The organism is Geotalea uraniireducens, from assembly GCF_027943965.1.
Classification (GTDB): Bacteria; Desulfobacterota; Desulfuromonadia; order Geobacterales; family Geobacteraceae; genus Geobacter; species Geobacter uraniireducens.
Window position 1 is genome coordinate 3,323,334 of sequence record NZ_AP027151.1, and the last position, 13,479, is coordinate 3,336,812.

Annotated in this window: 13 protein-coding genes; 9 read left to right on the forward strand and 4 right to left on the reverse strand. The window is 64.3% G+C overall.

Annotated features, from left to right (window positions below; genetic code table 11):
* The first annotated feature begins 276 nt into the window (after window positions 1-276).
* The 5 genes from QMN23_RS15530 to QMN23_RS15550 all read left to right on the forward strand — a co-directional run bounded on the left by QMN23_RS15530 (window position 277) and on the right by QMN23_RS15550 (window position 6,104).
* Complete coding sequence (locus QMN23_RS15530) at window positions 277-2,397, forward strand: HD domain-containing phosphohydrolase (protein ID WP_282000240.1); 2,121 nt, start codon at window positions 277-279, stop codon at window positions 2,395-2,397.
* Between the two features lie 105 nt (window positions 2,398-2,502).
* Complete coding sequence (locus tag QMN23_RS15535) at window positions 2,503-3,465, forward strand: ABC transporter ATP-binding protein (RefSeq protein ID WP_282003926.1); 963 nt, start codon at window positions 2,503-2,505, stop codon at window positions 3,463-3,465.
* Complete coding sequence (locus QMN23_RS15540) at window positions 3,462-4,445, forward strand: ABC transporter ATP-binding protein (RefSeq protein ID WP_282000241.1); 984 nt, start codon at window positions 3,462-3,464, stop codon at window positions 4,443-4,445. Before QMN23_RS15535 ends, QMN23_RS15540 begins: the two co-directional genes overlap by 4 nt.
* Before the next feature lie 120 nt (window positions 4,446-4,565).
* Entirely contained in the window at window positions 4,566-4,841 is a 276-nt protein-coding gene (locus QMN23_RS15545) for an ArsR/SmtB family transcription factor (RefSeq protein ID WP_282000242.1), read from the forward strand.
* A gap of 75 nt (window positions 4,842-4,916) precedes the next feature.
* Window positions 4,917-6,104: a class I SAM-dependent rRNA methyltransferase gene (locus tag QMN23_RS15550; protein WP_282000243.1), complete on the forward strand. Its 1,188-nt coding sequence runs from the start codon at window positions 4,917-4,919 to the stop codon at window positions 6,102-6,104.
* 7 nt (window positions 6,105-6,111) lie between these two features.
* Here QMN23_RS15550 and QMN23_RS15555 read toward each other — a convergent pair whose 3' ends face one another.
* The 4 genes from QMN23_RS15555 to QMN23_RS15570 all read right to left on the reverse strand — a co-directional run bounded on the left by QMN23_RS15555 (window position 6,112) and on the right by QMN23_RS15570 (window position 10,150).
* Window positions 6,112-6,936 carry a methyltransferase domain-containing protein gene (locus QMN23_RS15555; protein ID WP_282000244.1) on the reverse strand — a complete coding sequence of 275 codons (825 nt, stop codon included), beginning with the start codon at window positions 6,934-6,936 and terminating at the stop codon, window positions 6,112-6,114.
* Entirely contained in the window at window positions 6,929-7,750 is an 822-nt protein-coding gene (locus QMN23_RS15560) for an alpha/beta fold hydrolase (RefSeq protein ID WP_282000245.1), read from the reverse strand. Before QMN23_RS15560 ends, QMN23_RS15555 begins: the two co-directional genes overlap by 8 nt.
* Complete coding sequence (bioF, locus tag QMN23_RS15565) at window positions 7,750-8,925, reverse strand: 8-amino-7-oxononanoate synthase (RefSeq protein ID WP_282000246.1); 1,176 nt, start codon at window positions 8,923-8,925, stop codon at window positions 7,750-7,752. Before bioF ends, QMN23_RS15560 begins: the two co-directional genes overlap by 1 nt.
* A gap of 91 nt (window positions 8,926-9,016) precedes the next feature.
* Complete coding sequence (locus tag QMN23_RS15570) at window positions 9,017-10,150, reverse strand: metallophosphoesterase (protein WP_282000247.1); 1,134 nt, start codon at window positions 10,148-10,150, stop codon at window positions 9,017-9,019.
* A 141-nt stretch (window positions 10,151-10,291) separates the two neighbouring features.
* On the opposite strand from QMN23_RS15570, the gene QMN23_RS15575 reads away from it, so the two are divergent.
* From QMN23_RS15575 to QMN23_RS15590, 4 genes are all read left to right on the forward strand, one after another.
* Window positions 10,292-10,972 carry a metallophosphoesterase gene (locus QMN23_RS15575; RefSeq protein WP_282000248.1) on the forward strand — a complete coding sequence of 227 codons (681 nt, stop codon included), beginning with the start codon at window positions 10,292-10,294 and terminating at the stop codon, window positions 10,970-10,972.
* A gap of 13 nt (window positions 10,973-10,985) precedes the next feature.
* Entirely contained in the window at window positions 10,986-11,402 is a 417-nt protein-coding gene (locus tag QMN23_RS15580) for a secondary thiamine-phosphate synthase enzyme YjbQ (RefSeq protein WP_282000249.1), read from the forward strand.
* An 81-nt stretch (window positions 11,403-11,483) separates the two neighbouring features.
* The gene (locus tag QMN23_RS15585; RefSeq protein WP_282000250.1) at window positions 11,484-12,719 is read left to right on the forward strand and encodes a GGDEF domain-containing protein; all 1,236 of its coding nucleotides are present in this window, start codon (window positions 11,484-11,486) and stop codon (window positions 12,717-12,719) included.
* Window positions 12,720-12,859: 140 nt separating this feature from the next.
* On the forward strand, window positions 12,860-13,477 hold the full coding sequence (locus QMN23_RS15590; RefSeq protein ID WP_282000251.1) for a YMGG-like glycine zipper-containing protein: 618 nt from the start codon (window positions 12,860-12,862) through the stop codon (window positions 13,475-13,477).
* The last annotated feature ends 2 nt before the right edge of the window (window positions 13,478-13,479 follow it).

Here is a 13,479-nt window from a genome sequence, read left to right on the forward strand (position 1 = left end):
TTGCTATAAATAATCAGACAGGCGGAATTTGACCGTAGAATTCACCGGTTCGTCATCATAGGTGGTGACCGGGTCCTTGTCAAGTTTTTCAGGGGAATGACGACGGTACCGCCTGAAACCGGGCCGTTCGCACGTTTGCGTACCGATTGTCGCCCGGAACCCTTGTGGTGTGCGCGCACTGTCATTAGCCGATCCTAACCGCTATATCACTTAGCCAGCAGCCCAAAACCGGCTGCTAACGGCCATCGGCCCGTTACCGAGACAAGCATTCGAACGATGAATTCACTGAAGATCAAAATATTTTTGCTGATAGCGCTGATCGTGATCGTCATTGTCTCGACGGTCGGCTATCTGGAACTGCGCAACCAGAAGGGGATCATCACCCAGATTTCGACCAGAAACGCCCTCATTTTCACCACCGCCATCCAGAGCAGCATCGAAAACGTCATGATGAGCGGGCGCTCGGATGAAGTGGCCAGCGTCCTCACCCGCCTGAAGGGGCAGGACACCCTGCGGCAGTTGCGAATCTTCGACGAGACCGGTCGTATTCTCAACTCCGCCGACCGGCACGAACTCGGCAGACAGGTAACCCCCAAGGAGCTCGACGCCTACCGGCGCGGCATGCGGGTGGCTTTACGCAGCGACGGTGATGAGGAATTCTTCGAGTGCATCTCGCCGATCTACAACAAGCCGGCCTGCCACTCCTGCCACGACCCGCGCTCCACCGTCCTCGGCGCCCTGGAGATCGACATGGCGGTCGACTACCTGGAGGCCTACCTCAGTAAGGGGAAAGAATACACCCTTCTCTCGACCATGGCGATGGTCGCCCTGATCCTGGTGACGGTGTTCCTCTTTATCAGCATTTACGTCAACTCGCCGCTGAAGACGATCATCTCTTCCATGCAGAAGGTCGAGCACGGCGACTTCTCGATCAAGACCCGGATCACCAGCAGCAGCGAAATGATGTTCCTCTCCGACCATTTCAACATGATGGTCAACAAGCTCAAGTATTACATGGACACCACCATCAGCCACGAACGGGAGCTGGCCCGGGCCCAGTCGAAGCTGGCCAACCACCATGAAATGCACCTGATGAACCAGAAGCTCGAAGAGCAGCTGAAGGAGATCGAGAACCTCAACGTCAGCATGGAAGAACGGATCGAGGAGATCGAGGAGGCGAACTACCGGATCGCCGACCTGGCCAGCGAACTGGAAGACAAGAACGCCAACCTGGAGCGGGCAGTCGCCCGGCTGTCGACCCTTTACAAAGTCGGCCTTGCCGTCAACTCAACCGTCGAGTTGGACCGGCTCTTTACCCTGATCGTCAGGACGACCGTCGAGACCTTGCAGGCACAGATCGGCTACATCATCCTTTACGACACCCAGCGGAAGTTCCTCCGGGTCACGACCCTGCTCGGTCACGTCATCCCGCCCGATTCGGCGACGATCATTCCGATGAAACCGTCGAGCGTTTCCACCTGGGTCATTGAGCACCGGCGGCCGCTGCTTATCGCCGATATCAACGAGGCGCCCCAGTTCGACCGCTTCAGCGCCCTCGGCTACGAACGGAAGTCCCTGATCTGCGCCCCGCTGCTGGTGAAGGACGAGATCATCGGTACCATCACCGTCGTCAACAAATCCGACAATTCGACCTACAACGCCGAAGAGGTGGAACTGCTCTCCACCATCGCCGCCCAGGCAAGTATCGCCATCAAGAATGCCCAACTGTACGACGAGCAGCAGGCCACCTACCTGCACACGATCCAGGCTCTCGTCTCGGCCATCGAGGCCAGCGACAGCTATACCCGCGGCCACTCGGAGCGGGTCACCCGCTATTCGATGGAGCTGGCCCGCAAGCTGGGACTGCCGGCCGAGCGGCTCAAGATCATCGAGCGGGCGGCGATTCTGCACGACATCGGCAAGATCGGCATCGACCTGAGCCTCCTCCACAAGGAAGGGAAGCTGACCCCGGAGGATATCCACGACCTGCACCAGCATCCGGTGATTGGCATGAAGATTCTCGAACCGATCGACTTCCTCCAGGACGTCCGGCTCTGCATCGGTCAACATCATGAGCGGCATGACGGCCGAGGGTATCCCAACCGGCTCCGCGCCGAGGAGCTGCTGATAGAATCGCGCATCCTGGCGATTGCCGACGCCTTCGACGCCATGACCTCGGACCGCCCCTACCGGAAAGCCCTGCCGATCGAGACCGCCATCCAGGAACTGCACGATAACGCCGGCAGCCAATTCGATCCCGACCTGGTGCCGCACTTCGTCGAGCTTTTGGAAAACGGCGCCTTCGGCTTTTATCCCGACCGGGCACCGATCGCAGACGATAAACGGGGTGAACGGAAGGTAGTTTCAATGAGCGACTACGGTCCCCGCTCTCTTTGATCACTGCCGTTGTTTTGGTTTACCCACCCCCCCGGCTCGTGTTATAACGGGCTCCATCCTCCGGCCGACAGGCCATCGACCGTTATCTCCGCCCCAGGACTCATGATGTCGCACCTTCTCGCCATCAAAGGATTGACGACCCGCTTCCGGCTGACGGACGGGATTGTCCATGCCGTCAACGGCGTCGATCTCACCATTGACGAAGGGGAGACCGTCGCCCTGGTCGGCGAATCGGGCTGCGGCAAGAGCGTTACCGCCTACTCCATCCTCCGGCTGGTTTTCCCGCCGGGCGAGATCGCAGCGGGTGAACTGATGTTCGAGGGAAGGGACCTGCTGACCCTGAGCGAGGCGGAGATGCGTCGGCTGCGGGGAGACCGGATCTCGATGATTTTCCAGGAGCCGATGACCTCCCTCAACCCGGTTTTCCCCATTGGCCGCCAGATTGCCGAGGGACTGATCCTGCACCGCGGGCTGAACCGCCGGCAGTCCCGCGACGAGGCAATCCGGCTCCTGGGCGAGGTGGGAATTCCGGCGCCGGCCGAGCGAATCGGCGACTACCCTCACCAGCTGTCGGGGGGGATGCGCCAGCGGGTGATGATTGCCATGGCCCTCGCCTGCCAGCCCCGCCTGCTGATCGCCGACGAGCCGACCACCGCCCTCGACGTTACCATCCAGGCCCAGATCCTCGAACTGATCGACCGGCTCAAGGAGAAGAACCGGATGGCACTCCTCTTGATCACCCACGACCTGGGAGTGGTTGCCGAGCGGGCGGCCCGCACCATGGTCATGTATGCCGGCCGGATCGTCGAAGAGGGACCAACCGACCAGCTGTTCGCTTCCCCGCTGCATCCGTACACCGAAGGGCTCCTCGCCTCGCTGCCGCAACAGGGAGAACCCGGCGCGCCGCTCCGGACCATCCCCGGACACGTGCCGAGCCTTCGCGGCGACCTCCCCGGCTGCGGCTTCTGCAACCGCTGTCCCGACCGGGAGTTCCGCTGCGAGCAGGCAACGCCCGAGCTGCGGGAAATCAAACCGGGCCGCAAGGTCAGGTGCTGGAAATACCGATGATGACACCGCTCCTCGAAGCCACCGACCTGGTCAAGACGTTTACCGTCAAGACGAGCCCGTTCGCCCCGCCGCGCCAACTGCGGGCGGTTGACGGGGTGACGCTCCGCGTCGCCCCCGGCGAGACGCTGGGGATCGCCGGCGAGTCGGGGTGCGGCAAGTCGACCCTCGGCAAGCTGCTCCTCGGGCTGCTGCCGCCGGACGGCGGCACCATCAGCTACAACGGTCAGGCGCTGACCGCCGGCTCCCGCCGCGAGCGACTGACGCTACGCAAGAACCTGCAGATGATCTTTCAGGATCCTTTTTCCTCGCTCAACCCGCGGATGCGGGTCGGCGACATCATCGGTGAGCCGCTGATCATCCACCAGCTGGTACCCAAAACCGCACTCCGGGACCAGGTGCTGCAGCTGATGGGGAAGGTCGGGCTGCTCCCCGAACACCTGCATCGCTACCCCCACGAATTCTCCGGCGGCCAGCGGCAGCGGATCGGCATTGCCCGGGCGCTCGCCGCTTCGCCGCAACTGATCGTCGCCGACGAGCCGGTTTCCGCCCTCGACCTGTCGATCCAGGCCCAGATCATTAACCTGCTCCAGGAATTGAAGCGGGAGTTCGGTCTCGCCTATATCTTCATTGCCCACGACCTGTCGGTAGTCCGACACATGAGCGACCGGGTCGCCATCATGTATCTCGGCAAGATCGTCGAAACCGGCGAGCGGGAGGCAATTTTCAGCAACTTCCGGCATCCGTACACTGAAGCGCTCCTCTCGGCAATCCCCCGCATCGGCGGGGCGGCCGATGGCCGGCGGATCATTCTCCAGGGCGATCCCCCCACCCCGCTCAACCCGCCGCCCGGCTGCCCTTTTCACCCGCGCTGCCCGTACGCCGAGCAAATCTGCAGCACAATTGTTCCACAATTGACGGAGAAGGGTCACGGGCACCTAGCTGCTTGTCATTTCAGTGAAAAGCTCTATTCCCGGGGCTAAGCTTTTTCTTGACAATAACGTTATGGAATCATATAAATATATCTAAATTTTTCACAGATTCCGGTCGGAAATGTCCGTACCCGCGAACAGTTCCCCCGGCATCGCCACAGGGAAGGATTCATGGAATTCGATAAAACCAGAAATTTCAATGAAGAAGCGGAAATTTTCAAGGTGCTCGGCCATCCTGTCCGCCTCAAGATCGTCGCCGGTCTCTGCACCCGCGAATGCAACGTCAAGCATATCTGGGAATGTCTGGGGCTTCCCCAGGCAACCGTTTCCCAGCATCTGGCGCTGTTGAAGAACAAGGGGATCATCGAAGGGAAGCGGGAAGGGGTGGAGGTTCATTACACCGTCGTCCACCCGCTGGCAAAAAAGCTCATCGAAGTGGTCAGCTAATCCCCGTCACTGTAGTTCCTGATTTCAAACGTACAAATCCCCTCCCTGCCGAGGGGATTTTTTTTGGAGCGTCCCATGCAAGAACACCGTATCCGTCTCACCCTCGGCAAGGGGGAGGATCGCCGGATCAAGGCCGGCCACCCGTGGATCTTCAGCAACGAAATCCGCGAGCTGCAGGGCGACCGGCTCCGCGGTGCGACCGCGGAAATCTATGATGCCGGCGGCGGTTTTATCGGCCTCGGCCACTACAACCCCCAGTCGCTGATCGCCGCCCGCCTCCTCAGCCGCCAGCGCGAGGAGATCGACAGCGTTGAGTTCTTCCGCCAGCGGATCGCGGGCGCCAATGAGCTGCGCCAGGGCCGCTATCCCGGGTTGGCCACCTACCGGGTGGTCTTCGGGGAAGGCGATTTCCTCCCCGGCCTGATCGTCGACAAGTACGAAGAGTACCTGTCGGTCCAGTTTCTCACCGCCGGGATGGACGCCCGGCGGGAGATGGTGATCGCCGCGCTGACCGAGCTTTTCGCCCCGCGGGGGATCGTCGCCCGTAACGATGTGGCGGTCCGGAGCCTCGAAGGGCTGCCGGAAGCGGTGGAAATTCTTGCCGGGGACATCCCCGACCAGCTTGCGGTGACCGAGCATGGCCTCCGCTTCCTGGTCGATCTGACCGGCGGGCAGAAAACGGGACATTTTCTCGACCAGAAGGAGAATCATCTGCTGCTGCAGGGGATCGTGGCGGGAAAAGAGGTGCTCGACTGCTTCTGCTATTCCGGCAGCTGGGGGGTTCATGCCGCCGCCTACGGGGCCGCGGCGGTGACCTGCGTCGATATCTCGGAGCGGGCCGCCGCGCTGGCCCGGGAAAACGCCCGGCTGAACGGGGTGGCGAACGCGGTGACTGTCGAAGCCTGCGACGCCTTCGAGCGGCTGCGGAGTTTCCGCCACGAAGGGCGGCGCTTCGATGTGGTCGTCCTCGACCCGCCGGCGTTCGTCAAGAGCAAGAAAGCGCTGAAGGAAGCGGAAAAGGGATACCTGACCATCAACCGGCGGGGAATGGAACTGCTCAACCCGGGGGGTTACCTGATCACCTGCTCGTGCTCCTACCACATGGGACGGGAACCGTTCCGCGAGTTGCTGGCGCGGGCCGCCCAGCAGGCGGGGCGGCAGCTGCGGCTGGTCGCGGCCCGCTCGCAGGCGCCGGATCATCCGGTGCTGCTGGCAGTACCGGAAACCGACTATCTCAAATGTTTCGTCCTGCAGGCGGTCTAGCGGTGCATCACCGGGCAGCGGTCGGCCGGTCGATCACCCCAACCCCATAGATCACCGCATAGCTGGCCGGAATGCCGGCCGGCCCGCCGAATTCCTCTGCGTAACGCCGCATCATCACCTGCATCACCCGCCGCTCAGCCAGCCCCCGGCCGCGGACCGGCGAGGCATTGCCAGCACCGACCCGCCGTAGCGAGCGGAGAAAGGCCGGCACATCCGGATGGTACTCGGTCTCCGTCTCGCTGCCGAGCAATTCAACCCGGAAGCCGTTCCGTTCCAGGGCACGCCGCACCTCGCGGGCGGTGAAAAAACGCTGGGTCCGGTCCTCCGACTCCCGTCCGACTTCGGCCAACGCTTCCCGATAGGCACTCTTCAGCTCGTGGAACGTTCCGGCACCGAACAGGGCGAAGCAGAAGCGGCCGCCGGGCACCAGTACCCGCCGGGCCTCGGCGAACGCCGCCTCCAGCGTGGTCAGCCACTGGAAGGTGGAAGCGGAAACCACCAGATCGAAGGCCCCGCCGTGAAACGGCAGTTGCTCGGCATCGGCGACGGCGACCAGCGTCCCGGCCGTCGCCGCCAGTTTGTGCCGGGTTTGCCGGGCCATGCCGAAGGCGAGATCGATGCAGGCCAGCCGGCCGGGATGCAGGCGATCGGCCAGCTGGCAGGCCAGTTCTCCGGTCCCGCTCCCCACGTCGAGGACCCGCGGCGCCTCCCCCACCCGCCCGGCGAGCAGTTCCAACAGCCGCGCCACCACCCGTTTCTGCACGGCAGCATGGGCATCGTACTCCATCGCCTGACGATCGAACGCCTCCCGTACCCGCCGCCGGTCAATCATCGGCGGCAACCTCGCGGATAAAATCGCCGAGCTGTCGGTTGAACAGCTCCGGCCGGGAGAGAAACGGCGCATGCCCCAGACCGGGGAACATCACCAGCCGACCGGCGGGGAGCCCCTCGGCAAGGGCCCGGCCGGCGCCGGGGAGGCAGATCGGGTCCCGATCGCCGTGCAGTACCAGCGCCGGGCAGGAAACCCCCGCCAACAGCGGTCGCTGGTCGCCCGCCGCCAGGGTGGTCAACGCCGCTGCCACCGCCGCCGGATCGGGATGGCGCCGGTTCATGACAATCTCCCGGACGAGCCGCTGGTTGTCCGCCGGCGACAACTCCCCGGCGACGAACATCCGCTGGAAGAATTCGCCAAGCGTTGCCTCGTAATTACGCCTGAGGCGAAGGGCCAATCCCCGGACCTCGCTGGCGGGGAGCCCGTGGGGCCAAGCGTTGCCGGCGGCAAATCTCGGCGTCCCCCCCACCAGCACCAGCCCAGCCAGCCGGTCGCGCAGCGTCCGTTCGACTTCCAGCACCGACTGGGCACCGAGGGACCAGCCGAGCAGCACCGCGCGCCGCAGCTCCAGATGATCGAAGAGGGCAACGATATCGGCGGCGAAATCGGCGAAGGCGTAGCCGGCGGCCGGCGCCGACGAGGCACCGTGGCCGCGCAGATCGAGCATAATCAGGCGGCAGGCGGCACCGAGCTCGCGCTGGAATGCCCAGACCCGCCCCGACATCGCCCAGCCGTGGACCAGGACCACCGGCACCCCCGCTCCCACCTCTTCGTAGTGGAGCGTTGTCCCTCCCACCGTCGTCAGCTGCGGCATCAGATCACCCCCAGCTGCCGGCCGATCCGGACAATGGCCGCCGCCGCCCGGTCAAGATCGTCGGGACTGTGGGTCGCCATCAGGGTGCAGCGGAGCCGGCAGGTCCCCGCCGGGACGGTCGGCGGGCGAATCCCCTGGACAAAGAACCCTTCCGCCAGGAGCAGCCGGGTAAATTCCATCGCCGGTGCCGCCTCGCCGACCCGGAGCGGGACGATCTGGGTCGTACTCCCCATGGTGTCGAAACCGGCGGCGGCCAGTGCGCCCCGGAACCGCTCGCTGTTGGCCGCCAGCTGCCGGCGCAGCCGCGCCCCTTCCGGCGAATCGACCACGTCGAAGGCGGCCAGCGAAGCAGCCAGCACCGCCGGCGGCAGCGAGGTGGAAAAAATGAAACTGCGCGCCCGGTTGACCAGATAGGCGACGATCTCCCGGGAAGCGGCGGCGTAGGCACCGTAACTGCCGAACGCCTTGCCGAGGGTCCCCATGTGGATATCCACCCCGTCCATTACCCCGAGCAGCTCGGCGCTCCCCCGGCCGGTCGCCCCGAGGACGCCGCTGCCGTGGGCATCGTCAACCATCAGCAGGGCGCCAAACTCGCGCTTCAGCGCCACCAGCTCCGCCAGCGGCGCCAGGTCGCCGTCCATGCTGAAGACCCCGTCGGTGACGATCAGCCGCCGCCCGGTCGGCGGATGTTTCGCCAGCAGCCGGCGGAGCGCGGCCAGGTCATTGTGCGGATAGCGGACCAGGGTGGCCCGGGAGAGGAGGGAACCGTCGACGATACTGGCGTGGTTGAGGCGATCGGAGAAGATCAGGTCGCCTTTTCCCGCCAGGGCGGGGATGATGCCGCTGTTGGCCGCATAGCCGGAATTGAAGAGGAGTGCCGCCTCGGTCCCTTTGAAGCGGGCGATGCGCGCCTCCAGTTCGGCGTGGAGCTCCATGGTCCCCGAGACGAGCCGCGAGGCGCCGCTGGACGTACCGTAACGCTCCACCGCCGCCACCGCTCGTGCCTTGAGCTGCGGATGATCGGCCAGCCCGAGGTAGTTGTTGGAGCAAAGGAGCAGCACTTCCCGGCCATCCACCACCACCCGGCTCCCCTGGCTCCCCGCCACCAGCCGCAGCGAACGATAGAGTCCGTCCTGCCGCAATGCTGCCAGTTCTTCGCCGATCGATCCCGACACCCGCATCCTCCTTGTCGAATAGTGGTTCCGGTTGTATCACAGCCGGCGGCCCATCGTCAACCCACACTACTATAACGGTTAACAATGGCAATCACGGGGTGCGCTGGAGATCGATAATAGTGATTTCCGGAGGAGCGAGGAAGCGGAGCGGCGGCCCCCAGGTGCCGGTCCCCCGGCTGACCGCCAGCAGGGCGCCATTGGCCAGACGATGAACGCCGTTCATCAGCGGGTAGGAGAGCCGGACCACCAGTCCGAAGGGAAAGAGCTGGCCGCCGTGGACATGACCCGACAGCATCAGGTCGAAGGGGCTGGGAGGAGAGTCGAGCTGGGGACGGTGCTTGAGCAGCAGGGTAAACCGCTCCGGAGGGAGCGTAGCCATCAGCCGCCGCTCCTGGTCGGCCGGAGCGAGGCCGAGCCGGACCGCCACCGGATCGTCGACGCCGGCGACGGTGATGCCGGCCACCGTTGCCGCTTCGCCGTGAAGCAGCCGGAAGCCGGCCCGGCGGGTGAACGCAAAGGCCTGCTCCGGGCCGGCATAATACTCATGATTACCGGTGACGGCATACTTGCCGAAGCGGGGATGCAGTTCCGCCAGCGGTTCGACCAGGTTCGCCAGGTTGTTGATCTGCCCATCCACCAGATCGCCGGTGGAGACGAGGATGTCGGGTCCGGCCGCCCGGACGCTGGTCACGATCCGCTGCAGCAGCTCCTCCCGGACGATCAGTCCCAGGTGGACGTCAGAAATCTGCACGATCCGCAGCCGCGGCACGTCCGCCGGCAATTTGGCGCTCGGCACCGTCAGGTGTTCGGTACGGATGTCGCGGGCCTCGAAAGCGCTGTAAACAGTCACCACCACGGTGTAGAGCGCCGCCAGCCGGAACGCCCCGAGCGGGGAGAGCCGGAAGGCTGCCAGGTCGCGGTGGCTGAGCAGCGCCACCGCCTTGAGAACCAGATGGTAGGAATCGATCGCCAGCGAGCTGCTGAAGAAGAAAAACAACACCCCCATCCAGCAGTAGCCGCTCCAGGCGAGGAACCGGGCAATCCCTTCCAGTCCTTGCCGCTCGGTGATCCGGACCAGCAGCGGCATGACCGCCATCACCGCCAGGAACAGCGCCAGAGCGACCGCCACCACGGCGCCGAAGCCGAACGCCGCCCGGGCACGGTAGAAAAAGTAGACGTGGGTCCCGCCGTAGATCAGGAAAAACATCGCCAGGAAGAGGGACATCGGCAACTCCGGGAACATCGGGAAATGACGGCGCCGTCTGCCGCCGTACCGCCAACTGTACCATATTCACCGTTTACTTGCGAGGGGGGCGCGTGCTATAAAAATCCACAAAATCAATGTATTCACCGAAAGGGCCGCCCCGTGCCGGACAATACTCCCCGTCGCTTCGTCATCCCCGACATTCATGGTTGCAGCAGGACCCTCGACCGGTTGCTCGGCAAGGTTCTCCGGCTGCAGCGCGGCGACGAGCTCTACCTGCTCGGCGACTACATCGACCGCGGCCCGCGCAGCCGCGAGGTGCTGGACCTGCTTCTGGAACTGGTCGGGGCGGGCTATGCCGTCCATCCGCTACGGGGCAACCACGAGGAGATGCTCCTCAACGGCTGCCGTGACCGCGGCATGTTCCGCCTCTGGATGCTGAACGGTGGCGATGCCACCCTGCAGAGTTTCGGGGTCGAAGACCCGTGCGAAATCCCGCTCCGTTACCGCCGTTTTCTCGGCGAACTGCCCCTCTATTATTTATTGCCCGACTACGTCCTGGTCCATGCCAGCCTCAACTTCGCGCTCGCCGATCCCTTCGCCGACCGGGAGGCGATGCTCTGGAGCCGGTCGCTGGAGGTCCGCAAGGAGTCGATCGGCGGCCGGCGGCTGATCGGCGGCCACACCCCCGTCCCCCGGGAAACCATCGTCGCGGGACTCGCCGGCGACCGGATCGTCCTCGACAACGGCTGCGTTTATGCCGGCCGTTCCGGCATGGGGAGCCTGGCAGCCCTGGAACTGAACGGCATGAGCCTTTTTTTCCAGGAAAACATCGATCGCTAGCGGGAGGGAGACCGTGAAACATTATCGCAAGGAGCTCTGGTTCGAGACAAAACAGCGCCGTCAACTGCTCAATATCACCCCGACCGTCCGCGACTGCCTCCGGGAGAGCGGCATCCGTGAAGGGCTCCTGCTCTGCAACGCCATGCACATCACCGCCAGCGTCTTCATCAACGACGACGAAGCGGGGCTCCACCAGGATTTCGAAACGTGGCTGGAGCGGCTGGCCCCGGAAAAACCTTACAGCCAGTACCGGCACAATGGCTTCGAGGACAATGCCGACGCCCACCTCAAGCGGACAATCATGGGCCGGGAGGTGGTAGTGGCGGTTACCGGTGGCGAGCTCGACCTGGGACCGTGGGAGCAGCTCTTCTACGGCGAATTCGACGGCAAGCGGAAGAAGCGGGTGCTGGTGAAGATCATCGGCGAATAACCGGCCGCCGGCCATTTCCTAAAGCTTTCTCATTTTTGCCCGATAAAGCTAACAAGTACCTTCGCAAGGAGCTGATGCCGGGTGAACACCCTTTCCGCCAAGAGCATTTTCATACTGGTCATTCCCGCCGCTCTTCTGGCCGCCACCTTCTGGCTGTTGCCCCGGGCCGCCGCGCTCCCCGCCGGCGAACAGCAACTCCTCCCCTCGCTCCCCTATGCGGCCATGGCGCTCGGCATGATCCTCTCGATCCATTTTCACCGGGGCCGCGCCTTTTTCGCCCTGCTACTGCTCGCCGGCGCCTACTGGACGTTCCGCAATCACCTTCCGACACTCCCCGCCGGCATCACCGCCACCGTCCTCTTCCAGGCGCTCTGCATCCTCGTCCCCTTCAACTTTGCCCTTCTGGCGCTGATGCGGGAACGGGGAATCATCACCGTGGCGGGACGGCTCCGCCTGGTTTTCCTGGTGCTCCAGGCCCTGGCGGTCGGCTGGCTCAGCGAGCCGGGACATGTCGCGGCCCAGCAGTTTTTGGGACAGCGGTTCTTCGCCGGCGGCCTCCCGGGTACCCTTCACCTCCCCCAGACGGCCCTGCCGGTGCTCGGCATCGCCGCCCTGGTCATTGCCAGTTGCGCCTGCCGTCGCCAATCGCCGATCGACAGCAGCCTGCTCGGCGCGCTGCTGGCCTTTGCCGTCGCCGCCAATCACCTCGACATCGCTCACGTCACGCCGGTGTTCATGACCGCAGCAGCCGTCATCCTCTCCTTCGGCATTCTCAAGGACTCTTACAACATGGCTTTCCGCGACGACCTGACCGGCCTGCCGTCGCGGCGCGCCCTCAACGAACAATTGACCTGGCTCGGCCGCCACTACGCAGTTGCCATGGTTGACGTCGACAATTTCAAGAAGTTCAACGATACCTACGGCCACGACGTCGGCGACCAGGTACTGCGGATGGTGGCCGGCAAGCTCCGCAGCGTCGGCGGCAGCGGCCGCGCCTTCCGTTACGGCGGCGAAGAGTTCACCATCCTCTTCCCGCGCCGGACCAAGGATGAGGTCGTCGCCTACTTGGAAGAGCTGCGCTGCACCATCGCCGATTACGAAATGCGGCTCCGCGGCGATGACCGGCCCAATTCCCGGCGCGAGGGGATGAAACGCCGCACCGCCACACTCCGCAGCCGCGGCGCGGTCTCGGTAACCGTCAGCATCGGCGTCGCCGAAAGCGGCGGCCCCCTGCGCCGACCAGCCGATGTCGTCAAAGCCGCCGACCAGGCGCTGTACCGGGCAAAAAACCGGGGCCGCAACCTGGTCAGCACCTGACCCCCTCATTTGCATTCGCCCTATCCCCCGCTATACTTTCGATGATGTTCGCCCCCCTTCCCGTACCACCTCCGGCGCGGCTGCGCTCACCTCCGGTACTACCCGACGGCGGACGACACTTCTACACGCGGAGGAATCCCATGAAACGAACGGCAATCGCACTGCTAACCCTGGCAACCTTCACCCTGAGCGGCCTCACCGGCTGCATTACTGTTCCGGAAGAACACCAAGGCGCGGCCAAGGGAGCCGGCATCGGCGCCGCCACCGGCGCGCTGGCCGGGGCGATTCTCGCGCCGGAGGGCGCCGGTCTCAAAGGGGCGGTCCTCGGCGGCCTGGCCGGCGCACTGGTCGGCGGCCTGATCGGCAACTATACGGTCGACAAGAAGCTGAGCGCCGAACAGACGGCCAGCAAATACAACTTCCAGCCCTCGTCGGGAACGATGGTCCGGATCGAGAATGTCACCACCACGCCGACCACCGTCCGGCCGGGAGACAAGATCGACATCCAGACCACCTACGCCCTGCTGGCGCCGAACAACGACAGCCAGGTCACCGTCACCGAGGCGATGGAAATCCGCCACGAAGGCGACCTGGTCGGCAATCCCCAGACAACGGTCTCCCATACCGGCGGCACCTATACCGCCACTATCCCGATCTTCCTGCCGCCCGACGCCAAAAAGGGTACCTACCGGATAACGTCGACCATCAGCACCGCCACGGCCAAAGACGTCCGCGAATCGAGCTTCACCGTCCGCTAGCC